Annotated in this window: 21 protein-coding genes and 1 other annotated feature; of the genes, 13 read left to right on the forward strand and 8 right to left on the reverse strand. The window is 39.9% G+C overall.

Going from position 1 to position 20,441, the window contains the following annotated elements; all coding sequences use genetic code 11:
• The first annotated feature begins 20 nt into the window (after window positions 1-20).
• Window positions 21-257, forward strand: a binding site (T-box leader).
• Window positions 258-640: 383 nt separating this feature from the next.
• The 4 genes from BN1875_RS10095 to BN1875_RS10110 are packed head-to-tail and all read left to right on the forward strand — an operon-like array spanning window position 641 to window position 4,478.
• On the forward strand, window positions 641-1,711 hold the full coding sequence (locus BN1875_RS10095; protein WP_048604717.1) for a methionine ABC transporter ATP-binding protein: 1,071 nt from the start codon (window positions 641-643) through the stop codon (window positions 1,709-1,711).
• Window positions 1,711-2,391 (forward strand): methionine ABC transporter permease, encoded by a 681-nt coding sequence (locus BN1875_RS10100; RefSeq protein WP_048604718.1) that lies wholly within the window; start codon window positions 1,711-1,713, stop codon window positions 2,389-2,391. The genes BN1875_RS10095 and BN1875_RS10100 overlap by 1 nt, the downstream gene beginning before the upstream one ends.
• 14 nt (window positions 2,392-2,405) lie before the next feature.
• Window positions 2,406-3,254, forward strand: a complete 849-nt coding sequence (locus BN1875_RS10105; RefSeq protein WP_048604719.1) for a MetQ/NlpA family ABC transporter substrate-binding protein — start codon at window positions 2,406-2,408, stop codon at window positions 3,252-3,254.
• An 18-nt stretch (window positions 3,255-3,272) separates the two neighbouring features.
• Window positions 3,273-4,478 carry a M20 family metallopeptidase gene (locus BN1875_RS10110; protein WP_048604720.1) on the forward strand — a complete coding sequence of 402 codons (1,206 nt, stop codon included), beginning with the start codon at window positions 3,273-3,275 and terminating at the stop codon, window positions 4,476-4,478.
• Between the two features lie 66 nt (window positions 4,479-4,544).
• On the opposite strand, the gene BN1875_RS10115 is transcribed toward BN1875_RS10110, so the two are convergent.
• Window positions 4,545-5,696 carry an ROK family transcriptional regulator gene (locus BN1875_RS10115; RefSeq protein ID WP_048604721.1) on the reverse strand — a complete coding sequence of 384 codons (1,152 nt, stop codon included), beginning with the start codon at window positions 5,694-5,696 and terminating at the stop codon, window positions 4,545-4,547.
• 180 nt (window positions 5,697-5,876) lie between these two features.
• Here BN1875_RS10115 and xylA point away from each other — a divergent pair, with 180 nt between their 5' ends.
• Entirely contained in the window at window positions 5,877-7,184 is a 1,308-nt protein-coding gene (gene xylA / locus BN1875_RS10120; protein ID WP_048604722.1) for a xylose isomerase, read from the forward strand.
• Window positions 7,185-7,242: 58 nt separating this feature from the next.
• Window positions 7,243-8,733, forward strand: a complete 1,491-nt coding sequence (gene xylB / locus BN1875_RS10125; protein WP_048604723.1) for a xylulokinase — start codon at window positions 7,243-7,245, stop codon at window positions 8,731-8,733.
• A 112-nt stretch (window positions 8,734-8,845) separates the two neighbouring features.
• Here xylB and BN1875_RS10130 read toward each other — a convergent pair whose 3' ends face one another.
• Together BN1875_RS10130 and BN1875_RS10135 are read right to left on the reverse strand one after the other, a co-directional pair.
• On the reverse strand, window positions 8,846-9,409 hold the full coding sequence (locus BN1875_RS10130) for a sugar O-acetyltransferase (RefSeq protein WP_048604724.1): 564 nt from the start codon (window positions 9,407-9,409) through the stop codon (window positions 8,846-8,848).
• Between the two features lie 104 nt (window positions 9,410-9,513).
• On the reverse strand, window positions 9,514-10,386 hold the full coding sequence (locus BN1875_RS10135) for a helix-turn-helix domain-containing protein (protein ID WP_048604725.1): 873 nt from the start codon (window positions 10,384-10,386) through the stop codon (window positions 9,514-9,516).
• 246 nt (window positions 10,387-10,632) lie between these two features.
• Here BN1875_RS10135 and BN1875_RS10140 point away from each other — a divergent pair, with 246 nt between their 5' ends.
• The 3 genes from BN1875_RS10140 to BN1875_RS10150 all read left to right on the forward strand — a co-directional run bounded on the left by BN1875_RS10140 (window position 10,633) and on the right by BN1875_RS10150 (window position 12,057).
• On the forward strand, window positions 10,633-10,983 hold the full coding sequence (locus tag BN1875_RS10140) for a hypothetical protein (RefSeq protein ID WP_048604726.1): 351 nt from the start codon (window positions 10,633-10,635) through the stop codon (window positions 10,981-10,983).
• Window positions 10,984-10,997: 14 nt separating this feature from the next.
• Window positions 10,998-11,309: a hypothetical protein gene (locus BN1875_RS10145; RefSeq protein WP_048604727.1), complete on the forward strand. Its 312-nt coding sequence runs from the start codon at window positions 10,998-11,000 to the stop codon at window positions 11,307-11,309.
• Between the two features lie 124 nt (window positions 11,310-11,433).
• The gene (locus BN1875_RS10150; protein ID WP_048604728.1) at window positions 11,434-12,057 is read left to right on the forward strand and encodes a TetR/AcrR family transcriptional regulator; all 624 of its coding nucleotides are present in this window, start codon (window positions 11,434-11,436) and stop codon (window positions 12,055-12,057) included.
• Here BN1875_RS10150 and BN1875_RS10155 read toward each other — a convergent pair.
• The 4 genes from BN1875_RS10155 to BN1875_RS10170 all read right to left on the reverse strand — a co-directional run bounded on the left by BN1875_RS10155 (window position 12,054) and on the right by BN1875_RS10170 (window position 14,921).
• Window positions 12,054-12,482 carry a helix-turn-helix domain-containing protein gene (locus BN1875_RS10155; protein ID WP_048604729.1) on the reverse strand — a complete coding sequence of 143 codons (429 nt, stop codon included), beginning with the start codon at window positions 12,480-12,482 and terminating at the stop codon, window positions 12,054-12,056. The two genes, BN1875_RS10150 and BN1875_RS10155, sit on opposite strands and share 4 nt — an antisense overlap.
• 12 nt (window positions 12,483-12,494) lie before the next feature.
• Window positions 12,495-14,057: an ATP-binding cassette domain-containing protein gene (locus tag BN1875_RS10160; protein ID WP_048604730.1), complete on the reverse strand. Its 1,563-nt coding sequence runs from the start codon at window positions 14,055-14,057 to the stop codon at window positions 12,495-12,497.
• A 149-nt stretch (window positions 14,058-14,206) separates the two neighbouring features.
• Entirely contained in the window at window positions 14,207-14,596 is a 390-nt protein-coding gene (locus BN1875_RS10165; protein WP_197076055.1) for a DUF1048 domain-containing protein, read from the reverse strand.
• The gene (locus tag BN1875_RS10170) at window positions 14,586-14,921 is read right to left on the reverse strand and encodes a PadR family transcriptional regulator (RefSeq protein ID WP_048605325.1); all 336 of its coding nucleotides are present in this window, start codon (window positions 14,919-14,921) and stop codon (window positions 14,586-14,588) included. Before BN1875_RS10170 ends, BN1875_RS10165 begins: the two co-directional genes overlap by 11 nt.
• 173 nt (window positions 14,922-15,094) lie before the next feature.
• Between BN1875_RS10170 and BN1875_RS10175 the strand changes: the two genes are divergently transcribed.
• From BN1875_RS10175 to BN1875_RS10185, 3 genes are all read left to right on the forward strand, one after another.
• Window positions 15,095-15,487: a hypothetical protein gene (locus BN1875_RS10175; protein ID WP_048604731.1), complete on the forward strand. Its 393-nt coding sequence runs from the start codon at window positions 15,095-15,097 to the stop codon at window positions 15,485-15,487.
• A gap of 349 nt (window positions 15,488-15,836) precedes the next feature.
• The gene (locus BN1875_RS10180) at window positions 15,837-16,913 is read left to right on the forward strand and encodes an ABC transporter permease (protein ID WP_048604732.1); all 1,077 of its coding nucleotides are present in this window, start codon (window positions 15,837-15,839) and stop codon (window positions 16,911-16,913) included.
• Window positions 16,914-16,919: 6 nt separating this feature from the next.
• Entirely contained in the window at window positions 16,920-17,603 is a 684-nt protein-coding gene (locus BN1875_RS10185; RefSeq protein WP_048604733.1) for an ABC transporter ATP-binding protein, read from the forward strand.
• Between the two features lie 83 nt (window positions 17,604-17,686).
• Here the strand turns inward: BN1875_RS10185 and BN1875_RS10190 are convergent, their stop codons facing one another.
• Window positions 17,687-18,784, reverse strand: coding sequence for an NAD(P)/FAD-dependent oxidoreductase (locus BN1875_RS10190; protein ID WP_048604734.1), 1,098 nt, complete (start codon window positions 18,782-18,784; stop codon window positions 17,687-17,689).
• 152 nt (window positions 18,785-18,936) lie between these two features.
• Between BN1875_RS10190 and BN1875_RS10195 the strand changes: the two genes are divergently transcribed.
• Window positions 18,937-20,391, forward strand: coding sequence for an amidase (locus BN1875_RS10195; RefSeq protein ID WP_048604735.1), 1,455 nt, complete (start codon window positions 18,937-18,939; stop codon window positions 20,389-20,391).
• The last annotated feature ends 50 nt before the right edge of the window (window positions 20,392-20,441 follow it).

Raw genomic sequence — 20,441 nt, forward strand, 5'->3', positions numbered from 1 at the left:
AATTAACGTCAATAAGAAATTTGTTCCCGATGAAAAGGAAAGTAAGCTTGGACGCGTTGAAGAGAGACGTTGGTTGGTGTGAAACGTCAGGTCGAAAAAGCTGAACATGGCCTTGGAGGGTAGAGTGTCGATAAGTAGGCAGTCTCGGAGGTTTCACCGTTAAAAGAAACACCGATCTCTTTGAAAGAAAAGAAGTCGGGTCAAGGGAAGAAGTATCTTCCGAACAAAAGGTGGTAACACGATTATTCGTCCTTTTACTGGTCAAGACCGGTAAAAGGGCTTTTTTTATATCCTTCATCACGAAGAAATGATAAGTACAAAAAGAAACTTTTCAACAGAGAGCTTCGAACGCTGAGAAGAAGCAAAAGGGCATTTTTGGAAAATGGTCATGGAGTGAATCATCCCGAGCAGAGAATGTGAGACGATGACGGCTGCGCCCGATACAGCGCTAGAGTATGTTTGTACTCGAAGAGGAGCTGTATGTGAATGCAGGTCAAAATGAGGTGGTAACACGCAAAAAAGCGTCCTCAAGTCAGTGATTTTTTCGCTGATTTGAGGATGCTTTTTTTTGTTGGGAGGAATGACAGACATGAAACGAATGTGTTGCCTCTAGAAAAAATATGGAATCGGAGGAGAAAAAATGATTGAACTAAAAAATATTACTGTCACTTTTCAACAAAAGGGTGAACAGATTCAAGCAGTAAAAGATGTGGACGTTAAAATCGATAAAGGTGATGTCTATGGTATCGTTGGTTATTCCGGCGCTGGAAAAAGTACCTTGGTGCGGGTAATCAATTTATTGCAACGACCAACCAATGGGGAGGTAATCATTAATGGTACCAACTTAACAGAATTATCTGCCAAACAACTGCGGGAAAAACGCAAGGCAATCGGCATGATTTTTCAACATTTCAATTTGATGAACAGTCGCACAATTTTTGATAACGTTGATTTTTCTTTAAAATATTCTGGAAAATCGAAACAGGAACGTCATCAAAAAGTTGCGGAGCTATTGGAGCTGGTGGGGTTGTCGGATAAAACTCTGGCGTATCCCAACCAGTTATCCGGGGGGCAAAAACAACGGGTCGCCATTGCCCGGGCATTGGCCAATGATCCAGAGATTTTACTTTGTGATGAAGCCACCAGCGCGCTGGACCCTAAAACCACGCTGCAAATTTTGGCGCTCTTAAAGGAATTGAATCAACGTCTTGGGTTGACAATTGTTTTGATTACTCATGAAATGCAAGTGGTCAAGGAAATTTGTAATAAAGTAGCGGTGATGGAAGAGGGCGAAATTATTGAACAAGGTAACAGCATCCAAATTTTCAGCCGGCCGCAAAAAGCGCTGACCCGTGAATTCATTCGAACAGCAACTCATATCGATCAGGCACTGGAAACGATTCTGGGAAATCCTAAGTTTGCCTCGTTGAATGAAAATGAATGGCTGGTGGAACTCGCTTATGTTGGCGATCAAACCAATGAACCGCTGATTGCTCAACTTTACAGCCGCTACCAAGTAACGACGAATATTTTATATGGCAACGTAGAGATTTTACAAAATGTTCCATTAGGCAGTTTGATTGTCACACTGGCTGGCGAAAGCACACAGCGGCAACAAGCCTTGAATTATTTGAAAAAACAAGGAGTTTACACGAATATTTTGAAGCAACCAGAAGAACAATTAATCGCAGTTGAAGGAGGGTACCACTGATGGAAACGATTCTTGAAAAATATTTTCCCAATGTCATTGGCATCACCGATGAATTTATTGAAGCCACGAAACAAACGCTCTTCATGTCTGTTTGGACCGCTTTGATTGCCGGCGTTTTCGGTATCTTGTTGGGAGTGATTTTAGTTGTTACCCGACCAAAGGGAATTCTGCAAAATCGTCCGGTATACGAAATTTTAGATAAAGCAATCAATATCGTTCGATCGATTCCCTTTATTATTTTGCTGTCACTGTTGGCATTGATCACGCGATTTATTGTCGGCACTACGATTGGGGAAAAAGCGGCGCTAGTGCCACTGATTGTTGGCGTAGTTCCTTTCTTCGCCCGACAAATCGAAAATGCCTTGTTGGAAGTTGATCCTGGGGTGATTGAAGCCGCCCAAGCGATGGGAACCAGTCCGGCGGGAATTATTTTCCGGGTTTATTTAATCGAAGGATTGCCGGGAATCGTCCGGGTTTCTGCTTTGACAATCATTAATGTTATCGGGTTGACTACTATGGCTGGGGCAGTTGGTGCCGGCGGGTTAGGCAATCTGGCAATTTCAAGAGGCTATAATCGTTTTCAAACGGATGTCACCATCGTTGCTACGCTCTTGATTTTAATTCTCGTTTTTATTAGTCAATTTGTAAGTAATCGTATCATTAAAAAAATCAGTCATTAATTGGAGGAAGTAAAATGAAAAAATATCTTAAAATCGCTTTAGCAGCGGCAGCATTCTTGGTGGTAGCCGCAGGATGCAGTAATCAGGGGAAAGCCTCAGAAGCTTCAGATAAAAACAAAGAAACAACCGTGAAATTAGGAGTGATCGGTGCCGATACCGATGTTTGGGATGATGTGAAAGATCGATTGAAAGAAGAAGGTATCAACTTGGAATATGTGAAATTCACAGATTACAATCAACCAAATGCTGCTTTGGCAGACGGATCCATTGATTTGAATTCTTTTCAACATCAATTCTTTTTAGATAATTACAATGAAGAACATGGCACGGATCTGGTTTCCATCGGGAATACCGTTAATGCGCCATTAGGTATTTATTCTGAAAAAATCAAAGATGTTAAAGAGCTGAAAGAGGGGGCAAAAGTTGCGATTCCGAATGATGTTACAAATGGGGGGCGAGCATTATTGTTGCTGCAAACAGCGGGTTTGATTACTGTTGATCCGGCAAAAGCGCAAGCACCGACCGTTTCGGATATCATGGAAAATAAATTGAATCTTGATATTTCTGAATTAGATGCCGCCCAAACTGCCCGTGCGTTGTCAGATGTGGATATTTCTGTGATCAACAGTGGTGTAGCAGTGGATGCCGGATTTACACCGACGGAAGATGCGATTTTCTTGGAACCAGTGGATGACAATTCAAAACCGTATGTGAACATTATCGTTGCCCGCAAGGAAGATAAAGACAACGAAGTGTATCAAAAAGTCGTTGACGCGTACCAAACAAAAGAAACCGAAAAAGTGATTGAAGAAACATCAAAAGGCTCCAGTATCCCAGCTTGGGAAACCTTTGGCCGTAAATAAAAATTGGAGGAATTTATTATGACAACTACAACTATTGAAGCAACTATCAAAGAATTTATTGATCAACGTTTACCAGAATATCAAGCACTTGCTTTAGATATCCACGACCATCCGGAAGTCAGCAATTATGAATTTTATTCCTCAGATGCCTTAATCCAACAATTGGAAAAAGAAGGCTTTACGGTCACTAAAGAGGTTGCCGGTCACCGTACCGGGTTTGATGCCCGCTATGTTTCTGCAAAAGATGGTCCCACGCTTGCATTTCTTGCAGAATTTGATGCCTTACCGGGAATCGGCCATGCCTGCGGACACAATTTATTTGGAACCTACTCTGTTTTAGCAGCCAGTGGATTGAAGCAAGTCATTGATGAAATCGGTGGTGAGATTCGAGTGTATGGTACACCGGGAGAAGAAGGCGGGGAAAACGGCTCAGCAAAGGGCAGCTTTGTGCGAGAAGGTTTTTTCAATGATGTCGATGCAGCTCTTTGCATTCATCCGGCCTATCGTTACAGCAAAACCACGAAATCTTTGGCAAATGATCCGGTAGATATCAAATTCTACGGCAAAGCTTCCCATGCAGCGGCAGCGCCTGAAAAAGGAATCAATGCGCTGGAAGCCTTGCTTCAAGTATTCAACGGAATCAATGGGTTGCGCCTGCATCTGCCAAAAGACGTCAATATCCATGGAATTATCACGGATGGTGGAGTCGCAGCCAATGTCGTTCCCGAATATGCTGCGGGACGTTTTTATCTACGGGCGGCAAATCGCAAAACCTTGGATGAAGTGTACCAAAAGGTAGAGAACATTGTAAAAGGGGCGGCATTGGCAACGGGAACTTCTTATGAATTTGGTCTATTTCAAAATGCAGTAGATGATGTGATCGTCACACCGTTATTTGATGAAGTCTTTTTCAATCATGCACAAGCAGCCGGCGTCCCATCGGATGAAATCGATACTTCTGAACGAGCAAGTTTAGGTTCATCTGATGTTGGAAACGTCAGCCAGGTTATCCCAACCATCCAACCGACTGTTTCCATTTCAGACGACTATATTGCAGGGCATTCCGAAGAGTTTAAAGCCGCAGCCCGCAGTGAAAAAGGTTTGGCGTCGATTGCGATTGCAGCTGAATTATTGGCAAATACAGCGCTTGATCTTTTGCAAGACCCAGAACTTTTGGCAGCAATCAAAGCCCAACACAAAGAAAGTTTAGCAAAAGGAAATTAACTATAAAAAAATGAAACAACCTCCAATTGTTTGGTCAAAAATCTAACAATTGGAGGTTGTTTTAGGTTAAATCAACTTCAGTTTCTGGATATTTAAAAAATTTTGGGCCGAGACAGCAAAGGCACCATATAGAGTCGCTTTGTCTTCCAACAATGTATTTCGAATAATCACAGATTCTGAAAAACGGCTTTTTAATTCTTCGGTAACTAAATTTACCATTTGAGGAATTCGCCGATAAAGAGAGCTGTTGATTACAACGATTTCGGGGTCGTACATCATGATAATATTATTAATACCGACACTCAAAAGGGCTGCATTTTGCTGGATTGCCGCCAATGCCTCGGCATCTTGTTTTTCTACATAACGTAATAGAATTTCTGAATTCACGTAATCCAGATTTTTCAGTTTGCCAAATTGATCGTAGGTAACTTTGTTGGAAGCATACTGTTCCAAACAACCGTGATTGCCACAAGGACATTCCCGCCCGTTAGGATAAAGAATGGAATGACCAATTTCACCGGCTTGTCCGTGTTTTCCTTGCTGCAATTTCCCGCTGGTGACGATTCCCGCACCAATCCCGCTATGGACGCTGATACTCACTAGATTTTGGTATTGAGAGGTAAAAGTATATTCTCCCAATGCTGCCAAATTTGCTTCATTTTGAATAAAAATAGGGAAGTCATAGTTTTTTTGCAGCTCTTCGATAAACGTACTTTGATCCAAATCATAATAGGGTGTAAAAATAATTTTTTCTTGCTTCACCAATCCATGAATAGCCGCAGTCAGACCGACGATTCCATGGGGAGTAGGGGGCTGAATCTCGATAAAATGATCAATGATCTGCTTCATTTCATTAAAAATCGTTGCCGCTGTAACTGTTATCCGGCGTTTAGAAATGGTATCGACAACCGTGCCGTCAATAAATGCCAACATTCCTTCAATGTAATTATAGCCAAGGTCAAAGGCGATGACCAAGGAAGATTTTCGATTAAAAGTCAGCATGATGGGTTTCCGACCACCTACATTTGAAGCATCACCGACCCGTGTTTCGAAAATTAATTGATCGTCTAATAATTTTTTGGTGATAGCAGAAACCGAGGCTTTGTTCAAACCGGTTTGTTGGGCGACTTCTGCTCGAGAAATTTCTTTTTTCCTAATGATGGTATTGAGAATATTCGCTTCATTGTGCTCACGAATGGTGTATTTTGTTGAAATCATAATAACCCTCCAATAGTAAAGGACATCGTAAAAAAATGATTGCCTAATTATGTATAGTTTATCAAAATATTTTTTTGAAAGCGCTTGACAAACATTTTTGTTTCGTTTAATATTCTTCTTGTAAGTTAGTTTATCGTACTAACAAACTAAAGGCAAGAAAAATTTAAGGAGGAAACAGACATGAGTTATTTTCCAAATGTAGAAAAAATCCAATATGAGGGTGTTAAAACCAAAAATCCATTCGCCTTCCGACATTACAATCCTGACGAAATCGTGATGGGGAAAACCATGAAAGAACAGCTGCGTTTTGCGGTGGCTTATTGGCATACTATGACCCAAGATGGTTCTGATCCATTCGGCAGTCCGGTCAATCAACGGACATGGTTTGGTGAAACACCGATGGAAACAGCAAAAAATCGGGTAGAAGCTTTCTTTGAAATTTTGACAAAATTAAATGTGGAATATTTCTGTTTCCATGATATTGATATTGCACCAGAAGGAGATTCTTTGGAAGAATTTTTCCAAAATATTGATGAAATTACCGATTTAATCAAAGAAAAAATGGAACAAACCGGAACGAAATTGCTTTGGAATACAGCAAATATGTTTTCTCATCCACGTTTTGTCAATGGGGCAGCGTCCTCAAACAACGCAGAAGTTTTTGCCTATGCAGCAGCACAAGTCAAAAAAGGCTTGGACATCAGTAAAAAACTTGGCGGACAAAATTATGTTTTCTGGGGCGGCCGTGAAGGATATGAATCTTTATTAAATACCGATATGAAATTTGAACAGGACAACATTGCACGTCTATTCAAAATGGCGATTGCTTATGGTGAAAAAATCGGTCATAAACCTCAATTTTTACTAGAACCAAAACCAATGGAACCAAGCAAACACCAATACGATTTTGATGCTGCGACAACGATGGCATTCATTCAAAAATACGGCTTGGAAAATGATTTCAAATTAAATCTCGAAGCCAATCATGCAACCTTAGCGGGTCATACTTTTGAACATGAGTTGAATGTAGCCCGCTGTTATGATGCGTTAGGTTCTATCGATGCTAACCAAGGAGACGTGCTATTAGGATGGGATACTGATGAATTTCCAACAAATATTTACGACACCACTTTGGCTATGTATGAAATTTTAGAAAATGGCGGCATCGCACCTGGCGGGATCAATTTCGATTCAAAAGTTCGCCGTACGTCATTTGAAATGGATGATTTGTTTTTAGCACATATCGCAGGTATGGATACTTTTGCTCGTGGACTAAAAGCAGCAGCTGCTCTGAAAGAAGAACGATTCTTCGATGAAATCAAGGAAAAACGCTATGCTAGCTACCAAGAAGGCATCGGCGCCAAAATCGTCGCTAATGAAGAAAACTTGGAATCTTTGACAGAATATGCACTGGAACATGATGATATCACGAATGAATCCAACCATTTAGAATATGTGAAATCACGTTTGAATGATTATTTGGTTTAAAAACGTTGATGGGAATCATTTTTTTAATTAGAAATTCCATCAAAATTGGAGGTGGAGCATGTCTTACGTAGTTGGAATCGATTTGGGCACGAGTTCGTTGAAGGGATTGGTGGTCAACGAAAAAGGGGAAGTCATTGCTTCTGCAGTGGGGGATTACCCTTTATTACATCCTAAGGCCGGGTATAGCGAACAAAACCCGCAAGAATGGATCGAAGCCTGTGAAAAAGTTTTATTCGAGTTGAAAGAAACGGTCGTCGATTTTACTGAAGAATTGGCGGGGATTAGTTTTTCGGGACAGATGCACAGCTTGGTAGTTTTGGATGAACAAGATGAAGTGTTGCGTCCATCGATTTTGTGGAATGATGTGCGAACAACGAAACAGTGTCAAGAAATCATGGCTTCTTTTGGGGAGGAAATGTTGACACTCACGAAAAATATTGCCCTAGAAGGTTTTACACTGCCGAAAATTTTGTGGCTGCAGCAAAATGAGCCGGAAGTTTGGCAGCAAGTACGTCACATTTTGTTACCTAAAGATTATTTAGGTTTTTATCTGACAGGTACCAAACATATGGATTACTCTGATGCAGCGGGCACGTTATTGCTGGATGAGGCAAAAAAAACGTGGGCGACACCGATTTTAGAAAAGTTTGCTATTCCTGATAATTATTTGCCGGAATTGATTGAGTCAACCGGCAAGACAGGTATCCTTCGCCAAGAGATAAAAGAAAAATTTGGGTTTTCTCAGGAAGTTCAAGTGTTCGCCGGTGGTGCTGACAATGCCTGTGGTGCGTTAGGAGCGGGCATTTTTGATGCGAAAACTGCTATGGCAAGTATTGGGACTTCAGGAGTTTTTCTTTCTTTGGAAGAATCTGCGCAACCAAATTATCAGGGAAAGCTTCATTTATTCAATCATGCGTTAAAAGATCAGCTTTATTCAATGGGCGTAACATTGGCAGCCGGTCATAGTTTGACTTGGTTCAAAGAAACCTTTGCCCCCGAACAATCTTTTGATGAATTATTAGCCGGTCTTCAGGAAATAGCTCCCGGTGCGGAAGGATTACTATTCACTCCGTATATCGTAGGGGAACGGACGCCCCATGTGGATGGTAAAATTCGAGGAAGTTTTATCGGAATAGACACAAATCACACATTGAACCATTTTGCCCGAGCAGTATTGGAAGGAATTACTTTTTCTTTAAAGGATTCTCAAGTTCTTATGGAAGAAGTTGCCGGTAAGTCCTTTAAGAGAATCGTTTCAGTTGGTGGAGGTGCTAAAAATCCTGACTGGTTACAAATGCAAGCAGACATCTTTAATGCGGAAATTCTGTGCCTGACTGCCGAACAAGGACCAGGACTTGGAGCGGCGATGTTGGCTGCTGTGGGTCTTGGTTGGTATGACTCTCTTTCCGATTGCGGCAAGCAGTTTATTGGCTATCAGCCGGCTGTTCAACCAATTGCAGAAAATGTAGCACGCTACAAAGACCTTTATGAAATTTATCGTGAAATTTATCCGGCAACTAAAAAAATCTGCCATGAATTGCAGCGATAAGTTAAGGAATCACAGATAAAAGCAAAAAGAATGAAAACAAGCCACTAAAGCTAGAGTGAAAAATCTAGCTTTAGTGGCTTGTTATGTTTTGCAGAATCTTTTTTAACAGGATTTATTTGTCATTTATTAATTCACGAATGACTTTGCAGGGATTGCCAACAGCTAAACTATTTGCTGGAATATCTTTTGTAACAATACTGCCTGAACCAATCACACTGTTTGCGCCAATTGTTACGCCAGGTAAGATAACTGCGCCGGTGCAAATCCAGACATTGTCACCAATATTGACCGGATGGGCGTATTCTAGGCCGGCGATTCTTTCATCAACATTCATTGAATGTTCTTCAGTTACGATAGAAACATTCGGTGCGATAAAGACATTGTTTCCAATCGTAATTTTTCCACTATCCATCAATTTGCAATTCACATTTAAGAAAAAATTGTCACCAACCGTAGTGTTATAGCCGTACGTGCAAAAAAGCGGCTGTTCAATCACACAATTCTTTCCAACACTGCCCAATAGTTCATGAATGGCTGTTTTTCGGGCATCACGGTCAAGAGGATGGAGATGGTTGTAGTCATAAAGTTTTTTTACTGTGGTATCGCGGTCTGAAACAAGTTCAGGGTCACTGGGTTGATACAATAAACCAGCATAAGATTTTTCTTTTTCTGTCATAGGATTCCCTTCCTCATCCGATTAAAATGTATAAGCGATTTCATATTATTGCAGAGATTACTGGATGGCAGTTCTCTTTTTCAAAGGAATATCGGTGGTGTTTATTACAATCGTTTCGTCCCAAAGCAGGAGATCAATAGATGACAAAACATCAGATCGTCCATATTTTTCACATCCAACTTGGTTTCCTCTTGGAATTTATCCAAGCGGTAAAGAAGCGTATTGCGGTGCAAAAACATTTCTTTTGAGGTAGAACTGACATTTCCTTGATTATGCCAAAGGCTTTGCAAAATTGTCGACATGTCATCAACGAACCATTCTTCATAAAAAGAGCGCATAAAAAAGTTTTCTTTGATGGTGTCTTCTACGAGATAGGCGATTGCTGATTGGGTGAAGGGAAATTCTTTTTGAGTACCGGCAATCGTTAATTGTTTTTGGAAAATCTTGCGTTCTTCTTGGAAATTTTCATAAATAGCAAGAATATTTTTGTGAAAAGCACCAACAAAAATTTGCGAGTAGACATCAAAATCGCTGTCTAAAGCTTGAAATAGTCCGAAAATTTCTTCGGCAGTATAGTTGGTATCTTTTTTTTCTTCCACGATAAAGACATGAGTGTCGTCTAAAAAGAAGCAGTCCAGTAAAGCTGGGAACATGTCTCTGATTTCGTTTTGCCATTCTTTTTTCAAAAAACCGGTATTAGGTTTTAGCTGTAATTGAATTACTCGGAGAGTCGTTTCTTTGGCAGCTGGTTCGTCCTTGAAAAGAATACGATACCATTGGTGCTGAATTGCCGGACTGGTAGCTTTTTTTTGCGGCAACAGTGCCTGCAACAGCTGTTCTTCCTTTAAACCGAGCTCAGTCCGTTTAATCCAGGCGAATCCTTCGCTAACAGGAAAACTAACAATGCCTTGGTCTTCACTTGGTAGCAGATTCAAGGTACTTTCGGGATAGATTGATTGGATTGTTTGAAAATTCATTTTGTGGCCTCATTTGTTTGTGATACCTCTATTTTAGCAGTATCTGAGGAAAAATGGACAAGAAAAAAGAAAATTCTTTTTTTGTAGCAGCATTTGCTTTAATTTTTTAACCTGTTACAATGTAGTTGATACCGTTTGTTATTTTTTAATCAAAGGGGGTGATAGCCATGCATGGAGAATCCTTTTTAGTCAGGCTATTGCTGCCTACTAAATCAAATTGATCATTTTAGAAAGAGGAGATTTAGCATGTTTATTATTGAAGGAAACGAACGAAAAATCACACAGGTTTGGGAACATATCAAGCGGCACCATACAGGAGATAAAATTGCAGTTGTGGGCTTTGGCAATCAATTGCCGCAGACACAATTACGCAATAAACAAGTTATTTTTTATGATAATTTGGCTAAAAAACAATGGTTGTCACAAGCGGAAGCCTTCCTGCAACGTTTTGAGGAACACTATGATGGGATTATCTTTTATGTGGATTGCTCACAAGAAGAGGCGAATCGGTTAAACGAAATTTCAAAAAATTACACACCAAAATTAACAGTGACTGTTCATGCAGAAAAACCTGTCACGATCCAGCAGCTTGTCTGATGGAGGAGACCTACATGAAGAAAGTCATTCAAGAAGCAACGGTCAAAAATGCCATATTATTTGGCGGTCTGCAACTATTTCAAAAAGAACAATGGCGACAGAATAAGAAACCACAGGAGTTAAAAAAATTGTCGCTACAAATGCTGGAAATCATGCAACTTCACCTGAAAACTAAGAATCTGGTGGTAGGGATGCCGATGACAGGATACGAGGTTCTTTTGTTGGAAATCGAAGAAAAGAGCGAAATGATTTGTTACCATGAAATCGTAAAAATTCTGGAATCGGAAGAGGGACAATTTGTAAAAATCAAGCCTCTTGCAGCTTAAGAAAAATCAAACCTCTCTTTGAAAGCCTGAGCTTTTCAAAGAGAGGTTTTTTCAGGTTCTTAAATGACAAGCTGTCACCTCCATGCTATAGTACAAGTAACTAAGAGAGCAAAGGAGCAAAAGAATGCCAAATCTTACTTTTTTGAATTTTTCAGAAGAAAGAAGACAGCAGATTTTATCCGTTTGTTTACGGGAATTTGAAGACAAAAGTTTAAATCAGGTCAAGGTTGCCGATATCATCCAAGCATTAAAGGTTTCTCGGGGAACTTTTTATAAATATTTTACTGATTTAGATGACCTGTATCATTACTTATTAGATGATACCGCCTTAATTCTTCATGAAAAAATCGTGGCTGATATTCATGGTGAAGAAGATTTATTTTTCGAAGGAATCCAACGCTTTTTACTAAATTTTTTACAATTGGAGAAGCAGTCAGATACTTATCGTGGGATGAAACTTCTGGTTTTGGGAGAAAAGCTGCCCCGCACATACAATCCTGAAATTGCGGCGCAAATGCGAGGACTCAATCAGCAGTGGCAGCAAATTTTGATTAAAAACGCCTTTCAATTTTCCTCCCGGGAGGAAGCCATGTCTTTTTTACGGTTTACAATGGAAATCGTGATTGATTTATTAAGTGATTATTTTGTCTACCAATGGTCAAAGGAACGTTTGCTTCAGGAATACGCTTTTCGAACCCAATGGCTGAAAAACGGAATTTTTCAAAAGGGCTCGCAGACAAACAATTAATTCAGTTGTTTTTCGATCCATCCGCCAAAACGCAAAATATAGGGAAAAGGGCCGATCAATGTGAATTCTGCATGATGATCGTCTTTTTTTTGAAAATAAAAACTGCGCTGATTTCCCGAATAGACGGCATCAAATTCTGCCAGAAGAAGACTTTTTGTTTTAGCTAGCTGTTCGGTGGTGTCGAAAACATAGGCAATCACTAACATAGCTTGTGTTTCAATGGGTTTTTGATTGAAAAAAAGCGCATGGGGATCATCGGTATCAACAGAGTTGAAGGCCAGCAATTCTTTTTCAGAAAATCGCCATTTTCCGCCTATTTTTTTTCCTCTAAGCATCTCTGATTTTAAATAATTACGGATTGTTCGAGGGGTGACTTCTAATTTTTTTGCAATATCTTCTACGGTATAAATGTATTCTTCATTCATGGACTTCCTCCGTTATAATTGAATAATTTTTGTTGCAAACCGTTGATTTAATTCATCATGACTAGTATAAATGAAAATTGCCTGATTTGTCTTTTTAAAAAGCATTTCCAAAATTTTTTGAGTTGATTCCTGGTCGATACTACTAGTTGCCTCATCAAGAATATAGACATCTGCGTGTAAAAGCAAAAGCCGAGCAAGGGCAATGCGCTGTCTTTCCCCGCCAGAAAGATTTTCTCCGTTTTCTCTAAGAATCGTCTGCCAGTTCTTGGTTTTTAAAATAGGTGCCAATATCTCCGACTCTTCGATTCGTTGCTTTTCTTCCAGCGTTAATTTTCGCCCCCAGCCGATATTTTCTTCTAAGCTTCGTGAAAGAATCGTGACCTGCTGTGAAACGTAGCAAATGTGTTGCCGCAGAGAACTTTTTTTAATGTCATTGATGGGAATGCCATTGATTGTGATTCCTTCCGCTTCATAAAATCCTAGCAGCAGTTTTAACAGGGAGGATTTTCCACTTCCAGAAATTCCTTTTAAATAAACGACGTCTCCAGGTACCAGTTTTTCTGATAATGGATAGGAAAAAATTTCTTTCCGAGAAAAACGAGGTGTTTCAAATCGGAGTTCTTGAATACCAGTAATTGCGGTTGCACCTTCATGCTCGCAGTTTTCTTGTAATTGTTCTGTGATAAACAGTTGACTGGTGTCTAAGGTTTTCTTATCGATATTTATTTTTGATAATTGGCTAAGGGCGGAAAAAAAGAGCGGGAGCAGGATGCCAAGTAACAGAATACTGGAAAAAGGCAACTGCTCATTAAAAATATCATAGGTAACAAATAAATAAAGACCATTTTGGCAAAGCTGATTGATAAATTGTAGTGTTGCGCTGCTACCTTGTGCAAATTTATTTGTATCCGCAAGCGTTTGATAACTTGCTAATAGGTCTTGGTGAAAAATTTTTTCTAACGAAGAGAAATCGGCAAATTGTTTCACGTAATCAACATTGTTCAAGGTGACCACCAAATCTTTATTCACCGTAGCGGATTGCAGCTGCATCTTCAGCATCTTTTCCTGTAATTTCCTATTAATCAAACGATACCCAAAATAATTTAACGGAATCAAAAATAGTAAAAGAATAAAAATCAACCAATGGATAAAATAGGCAAAGATCAAAACCGCACCTAACATTAGAATACTGCCAGCTAAATCGCTTAATGAAGAAGTGACAAAAAGATAAAGAGCATCGACTGCCGTGAAGCAACGATTAAGAAGATAAGTTGGTTCCAGACGAACATATTCTGCTACTTTCATTTGATACATTTTTTTGATCAATTCAGAAAGAAAGCGGGTATTCATATGAGCTGCGTAATTTTGACGGTAGATCAAAAGAAACAGTTGTAAAAGAAAAGAACCGCTTAATCCAGCAAAAATCGTTCCCACAATTTTTGAGAAGTGACCGACGTTTTCTGCCTGCGTTCCCTGTAATACAAGCGGCATGACCAAATTTGTCACCGTCGTAAGTCCAACCAGCATAAAGGTGATAATCAGAAATTTCTTGTTTTTTCCTAAAATGTCCTTCATAGTTCTCACTACTTTCCTTTTGTTTCCTAAATAGTAACATATATCTAGTGAAAATGAAATAAAATGAAAAAAATAATGATAATTAGGAAATTAAAGGAATTAAAAGGATAAAAAAAAGCAAGACATGTGTCTCACTTTTTTACTTCAATTTATTTTTTATTGATTTTTTTTTGTACGCTGCGGTTGAGTTTTTCCCGTTGATTTTCCGTCAATGTTCTGGCATTTCGCAGCAGTTCATCACTAAATTCTGCTACATCTTCACCAGTAACTTCCAACACTTTCTTTCCTTCTGCCACACTTGCTTCAAATAATTCCAATAAATCTGTTTGAATCGCCATTAAATCATAGCCATCACCGCCGCCAAAATTTCCCCACATGTAGTGAGAGATTTTTTCGTAAACAAAGTGATATTCTTCAGGCAGAGTTTTAACTCGGGCTAAAAATTCTCGGTATTCTTTTTTGTCCTTCTTTATATTTTTTAGGGATTCCAGTCCTTTTTCCATGACGTCTAAACTGTTTTTGATAATTTTATTTGCCATATTTTTTCATCTCCTTGAGAGTAGTAATTCGTGTGCTTAAAAAATTCCATTTTTCCCAGAACGTGGTTAATTTTTCCTGCCCCGTGTCCGTAAGGGTATAAAACTTTCTTGGTGGTCCAATTCCAGATGGTCTTTTTTCGACAGCAACAAATTTATTTTTTTCCAAGCGCACTAAAATCGTATAGACAGTGCCTTCTACGACATCAGTGAACCCTAGATCATTGAGCTGACGCGTGATACCATAGCCGTAAGTTTCCTCTTGACTGATGATTTCCAGCACACAGCCTTCTAACACACCTTTCAACATTTCCGTTAGATTTTCCAGAGAACGCACCTCGACTCTTTATTTTCCCACTAATAAGTGTTACTTACTACTGGTATATAGTACCACTTACTAGCTGAATTGTAAAAGAAAAACGAATAAATGTTGCATTTGCAACAAAAAGGTTGTAAGATATGACACACCAGTTAACTGATAAAAAAATAGGAGTGAGGAACATGAAAAGTATTCTATTGAAAAAGATAGAAAAAAAGGAACTGTCGATCATAAAGAAAACTAGTCAAATAATCTTTTGTGAATCATTTGTAAAGGAAGATAATCAATATAATTTATCAATTTACCAGAGTGAAGCCCCAATATTCTCAAAAGAAGATGTGCTGTTAGATAGAAGTTTTTACCTGATTTTATCAGATGATGAAATCGCTGGATTCTTAGAAGTGGATCAGCATCAGAAAAGAGTGCAACCCAAGATACACTTAAAAAAATATTTCAAGCAAAATAAATTGGATCAGTTTCTTATGCATCATTTAGACGAAGTGAATAAAGACAAGGTGGTTTTAACAGAGAACTGGTTTCCTTATCATGAGGTTTGTTTGGGTTATACAGGGTAAGGGATAAACAAAAGAAGGGGGATTCTCTTAATAAGGCAGAAAAACTGCAATCCGTCATAAAAATGGTGTTATCAAGTACCTTGCGTCGCATGTATTATGTAGATGCAATTACGGATGCTTTTTCTCCAACCAAAGGAAGTATTTCAGAGCGGTAATTTTAAAACCTCCAGCGGGGAAAGTTTTCTCGCTGGAGGTTTTAAAAATTTAGAGCATAGAAAGCAGCAAAAGGTTGCAGGAAAATAAAAATTTTTCAAGCTTCTTTTTGTGACAAAGAGAGAATTTTAGTTTAGAATAAATCGAGTGACAAAGTGTCACCTGAGAAATAGTTTATATGTTGGAGGAGAAGGTTATGTTTTTAGCAATCAAAGAAATGCGCTATGCAAAGCTGCGTTATGGTTTAGTAATCGGTATCATGTTTTTAATTGCCTATGTGGTTTTTATGTTATCCGGCTTGGCTAGTGGATTGGCAGAAGAAGTGAAAAAGGTAATTATTGATTGGGATGCTCAAGAAATTGTTCTATCTGAGGATGCAAATAAAACCTTTGCTGCCTCACAATTGACAAGAAGTGATTTAGCGGCAGTTGAAGGAACAAAAAAAGCACCTATCGGTTTATATAGCGGAGCCATTACCAAGGGAAAAGAAAAAATCAATATTTCCGTGTTCGGGACATCGGAAGATGCTTTTTTGCTCCCAGAAATTACCAAAGGAAAAGGTTTCAATCAAGAAAATGAAATTATTATCTCAAAGAATTTAGCGGATAAAGGATTTAAAGTTGGAGATGTGGTTGAAATCGGCAGTTCATCGGAGAAATTAACCATCACAGGTATTTTCCCCGAGACTTATTACGCAGTCACACCGGTTGCCTATACGTCATTAGATACCTGGACTAAGTTGAAATTCAGTAAACAGCAATTTTTATCTGAGGATGCTAAGCCAATCAATGGCATCGTGCTGCAATCGAAAAATGGTAAAATCAATGCTGACAGTGAAACAAAACTGGAAAAACTGACAACCACTGACTTCATTGAAAACTTACCGGGGTATTCCGCACAAAATCTGACTCTTGGTGCAATGATTTACTTTTTATTTTTCGTTGTTGCTGCGGTAGTAGGGATTTTTATGTATGTAATCACTTTGCAAAAGACGGCTATTTTTGGTGTGATGAAAGCACAGGGAATCAGCAATAAATTCATTGCGAAATCCATCATCAGTCAATCCTTTATCGTGGGCGTGCTGGGTGTGGCGATTGCCTTTGTCCTCGCTTATGGAACAAGCTTTGTCCTGCCTGATGCCATGCCTTTTGCGGTCATGGGCGGTCAGTGGTTATTATACAGCGGTATTTTGTTGTTAGTAGCAATTATCGGCGGGCTGTTTTCTATTCGAACAGTTGCAAAAGTTGATCCTATTACGGCAATCGGAGGGTAAAAAGTGATGAAAGATATTCTGGTAATGAAAAATATTGTCAAAACATTTGGAAAAGGTCATACGGAAATCACAGCGCTAAAGGGCATTGATTTTACTGTGAAGCAAGGGGAGTTTGTCAGTATCATTGGGCCATCTGGTTCAGGGAAGAGCACCTTTCTAACGATTGCCGGCGGACTGCAAAATCCGACTTCTGGAGAAATTTTTATTAATGATACGAACTTTTCTAAATTACCGGACAAACAGCGTTCTAACCTACGTTTTAAAGAAATCGGTTTTATTCTGCAAAGTTCCAATTTGATTCCTTTTTTAAAGGTAAAGGAGCAATTTTATTTAGTCGATAAAGTGGAGAAGAGAAAAAAAGAAGACCAACGTGTGGAAAGTATTTTGCGTTCGTTAGATATTTATGATTTAAAAGAGAAGTTTCCTCGGGATTTATCCGGTGGGGAAAGACAACGAGTGGCGATTGGCCGAGCACTGTTCAACGAGCCCAGTTTGATTTTGGCAGATGAACCCACTGCCAGCTTGGATACAGATCATGCTTATGAGGTGGTCAAGCTGTTGGTCAAGGAAGCCCATGAAAACGAAAAAGCTACGGTTATGGTCACCCATGATGCTCGCATGATTCAATGGAGTGATCGGGTGTATCGTATGGAAGATGGGTACTTGATTGAGGAACCGAATAAAAAATAGGTGCCAAACAAGCTGAAATCCGGTTAATGGGTTTCAGCTTATTTGTCGTTTAATGTTGTGGTGATCAGTGGGAATGTCATTCACTACTGGATATAGGTATCCAAGGATTTTTCGTAAGGGGTGGTTTGAAGCTGACCAGTGTTGAAATATTCTGCTAAAAGATAACCGATATAAGGTCCGGTTGTTAGGCCGGAGGAGCCTAAGCCACTGGCAACCGCAAGAGAAGGGGCTGTTTCCAGTGGTCCGAAAAATGGTGCAAAATCTGCCGTGTAAGCACGGGTACCTACTTGTATTTTTTTAAAGTGGGAAAATAATTCATCTGGTGCATGGAAGAAGTGCCGACTATTTTCCGTCAGTTGTAAATAAGCTTCATTGGTGGGCTGCAAATCCCAACCAGCGTCATTTTCATGGGTAGCCCCCAATAAAATAGTACCATCCATAAATGGAATCAAATCTGCTTCCCCATCTAACATTGCCACTGGCCAGTTGCCGCTTTCCTTGAAATTTGTTTCAAAAACGACTAACTGGCCTTTTTGTGGTCGAAGATCAACGTGAAATCCTAGTGGTGCCAGTAGTTGTTTTAATCGTGGTCCGGGAGTTAAAGCAACTAAATCAAAATCCAATGGCTGATCCGTGAGAACTTGCCAGCCGGTTTCTATCTGACGAAGATTGGCTGTCGCCGAAATAATCGTGATATTTTTTGCTTTTGCTCGCCGAGTCAAATGTTGCAGATAAGCCTTGCCATCCAATTTTCCACCACCAGAAATTTTTAGTGAGGGAATTTTGTTTAAGAGTGGTAAGGATGCTTGAGTTTCTGCTGCCGTTAATAATTGGATATCCCCGATTTCAGGTGCCCCAGCTTTTCTTTCTTCAGCAAGTTGCGCAACAGTTTCCAACTCCGCAGTATCTCGCAAAAGAAGGGTGCCGGTTTGTTGATAGATTTTTTCATCCAACTGCATATCTGCAATCAATTTTGGAAAAAAAGCTGCGCCGTCTTGAGCCAGACGATACCATTTTTTATTTCTCCGTTTTGACAGCCAAGGGGAAATGATACCGGCACTTGCGCCTGTTGCCTGACCAGTGGGCTCGTCAAAAAGGGTGATTGAGAATTTATTCGTATCCAAATAATTAGCGAGGGTCAAACCGATAATGCCTCCGCCAATAATGGCAATTTTTTTCATTCCTATTCCTCCCATGAGTTTCGTTAGTATTTTGCCATAAAATGGGGAATAATTCAAAAGTGACGTGTGTTATTCGCTTCCCATCAAGCAGATGGGTTGTAGAAAAATTTGAGCTATGCTATGAATAAGAAAAGTGCTAAGGAGGGATCAAGATGAAAGATGGTATCTATTGGTCAGAGCAGTTAGCAAAAAAGAAGGTCAGTTTTGAAGAATTGGTGAAGGACATTGCACAAAAGGTAGAAAAACAAAAAGCGTTGAATGCGTTTATTACGTTTGATGAAGGACAGGCAATCAGGGAATTTCATTCAAGACAAACGACGGATTCATTGTTTTCCGGACTGCCAATTCCATTGAAGATGCTAGGACAGGAAAAGCAGGGCTGGTTGGCGAATTCCAGTTCGCGTGTGTTGCGTCAGCGTCGGGGAAAACGAACGGATAATTTTGTTCGTCAGTTGGAAAAATGCGGATTGATTCCTCTTGGTCAAACAAATGCACCGGAATTTGGATTTAAAAATATCACTGATCCCGAGCTTTATGGACCGACAAGAAATCCTTGGAAGTTAACACATTCGCCGGGGGGATCAAGTGGAGGTGCGGCAGCGGCGGTTGCAGCAGGAATTTTTCCGATGGCCGGAGCCAGTGATGGCGGCGGTTCAATTCGAATCCCAGCCGCATTTTGTGGCTTGATTGGCTTAAAACCGACACGCGGAGCCATACCCACTGGACCAAATAATTGGCGGGGGTGGCAAGGAGCAGCTATTAATTTTGCGGTAACTATTTCAATGAGAGATACGGAACGTCTTTTTTACGGACTGCGAGAAGGGGTCGAAAAAGTTGCTCCTTATCAAGCGGTGCGAGAAGAATGGCACCACCACAAAGCAGCGTCTAATTCAAAATTACGGATTGCCTTTACAACAGAATCCCCAGTTGGTAGTGACGTGGCATCAAGTGGGCAAGAGGCGGTAAAACAGGCAGTGGCTTTTTTAAGCGAGGCAGGACATGAAGTAACTGAAATCAAGTACCCGCTGGATGGCAGAGCACTGATCGACAGTTATTATCTGATGTACGGCGGTGAAACGGCGGCGATGTTTGCTGAAATTTCAGAAGGAATTGGACGTCCTGTTGAAAAAGAAGACATGGAGTTAATGACTTGGGGAATTTATCAATATGGAAAGTATATTCAAGCTGCTGAATTCATTAATGGATTGCATTTATGGGATCAATCTGCCTACAAAATGGAGCAGCTTTTCGCTTCCTATGATTTATTTCTGACGCCTACTACTGCGCACCCAGCCCCAGAAATTTTGGCGGATTTGCAAAGCGATGACATCCGTGAACGACTGCATCATTCCGCAGAATTTTCAAAGGAGCAATTGGATCGCTTGATCCATGAAATGTTTGAAAAAAGTTTAGTGATCACTCCCTACACTCAGCTTGCCAATCTCACCGGACATCCCGCCATCAGCTTGCCAACATTCGTTACAGCAGAAGGTTTGCCGATGGGGATTCAGTTTATGGCGTCGAAAGGTCGGGAAGATTTATTGTTACAGATTGGTTTACTTTTTGAAGAAAATCACCAATTTATATTGCCAGAGGTTTATCGTTGAGCGTTGAATGAAGAGTACTCGATCAATTTTATGATTAGTTGGTTTTGACC

The sequence above is a fragment of the Enterococcus massiliensis genome (genome assembly GCF_001050095.1).
GTDB classification, from domain to species: domain Bacteria; phylum Bacillota; class Bacilli; order Lactobacillales; family Enterococcaceae; genus Enterococcus_C; species Enterococcus_C songbeiensis.

Bases quoted from the DNA above. Each gene is read 5' to 3' on its own strand.
- BN1875_RS10095 (WP_048604717.1), top strand. From the start codon at position 641: ATGATTGAACTAAAAAATATTACTGTCACTTTTCAACAAAAGGGTGAA.
- BN1875_RS10100 (WP_048604718.1), top strand. From the start codon at position 1,711: ATGGAAACGATTCTTGAAAAATATTTTCCCAATGTCATTGGCATCACC.
- BN1875_RS10105 (WP_048604719.1), top strand. From the start codon at position 2,406: ATGAAAAAATATCTTAAAATCGCTTTAGCAGCGGCAGCATTCTTGGTG.
- BN1875_RS10110 (WP_048604720.1), top strand. From the start codon at position 3,273: ATGACAACTACAACTATTGAAGCAACTATCAAAGAATTTATTGATCAA.
- BN1875_RS10115 (WP_048604721.1), bottom strand. From the start codon at position 5,696: ATGATTTCAACAAAATACACCATTCGTGAGCACAATGAAGCGAATATT.
- xylA (WP_048604722.1), top strand. From the start codon at position 5,877: ATGAGTTATTTTCCAAATGTAGAAAAAATCCAATATGAGGGTGTTAAA.
- xylB (WP_048604723.1), top strand. From the start codon at position 7,243: ATGTCTTACGTAGTTGGAATCGATTTGGGCACGAGTTCGTTGAAGGGA.
- BN1875_RS10130 (WP_048604724.1), bottom strand. From the start codon at position 9,409: ATGACAGAAAAAGAAAAATCTTATGCTGGTTTATTGTATCAACCCAGT.
- BN1875_RS10135 (WP_048604725.1), bottom strand. From the start codon at position 10,386: ATGAATTTTCAAACAATCCAATCAATCTATCCCGAAAGTACCTTGAAT.
- BN1875_RS10140 (WP_048604726.1), top strand. From the start codon at position 10,633: ATGTTTATTATTGAAGGAAACGAACGAAAAATCACACAGGTTTGGGAA.
- BN1875_RS10145 (WP_048604727.1), top strand. From the start codon at position 10,998: ATGAAGAAAGTCATTCAAGAAGCAACGGTCAAAAATGCCATATTATTT.
- BN1875_RS10150 (WP_048604728.1), top strand. From the start codon at position 11,434: ATGCCAAATCTTACTTTTTTGAATTTTTCAGAAGAAAGAAGACAGCAG.
- BN1875_RS10155 (WP_048604729.1), bottom strand. From the start codon at position 12,482: ATGAATGAAGAATACATTTATACCGTAGAAGATATTGCAAAAAAATTA.
- BN1875_RS10160 (WP_048604730.1), bottom strand. From the start codon at position 14,057: ATGAAGGACATTTTAGGAAAAAACAAGAAATTTCTGATTATCACCTTT.
- BN1875_RS10165 (WP_197076055.1), bottom strand. From the start codon at position 14,596: ATGGCAAATAAAATTATCAAAAACAGTTTAGACGTCATGGAAAAAGGA.
- BN1875_RS10175 (WP_048604731.1), top strand. From the start codon at position 15,095: ATGAAAAGTATTCTATTGAAAAAGATAGAAAAAAAGGAACTGTCGATC.
- BN1875_RS10180 (WP_048604732.1), top strand. From the start codon at position 15,837: ATGTTTTTAGCAATCAAAGAAATGCGCTATGCAAAGCTGCGTTATGGT.
- BN1875_RS10185 (WP_048604733.1), top strand. From the start codon at position 16,920: ATGAAAGATATTCTGGTAATGAAAAATATTGTCAAAACATTTGGAAAA.
- BN1875_RS10190 (WP_048604734.1), bottom strand. From the start codon at position 18,784: ATGAAAAAAATTGCCATTATTGGCGGAGGCATTATCGGTTTGACCCTC.
- BN1875_RS10195 (WP_048604735.1), top strand. From the start codon at position 18,937: ATGAAAGATGGTATCTATTGGTCAGAGCAGTTAGCAAAAAAGAAGGTC.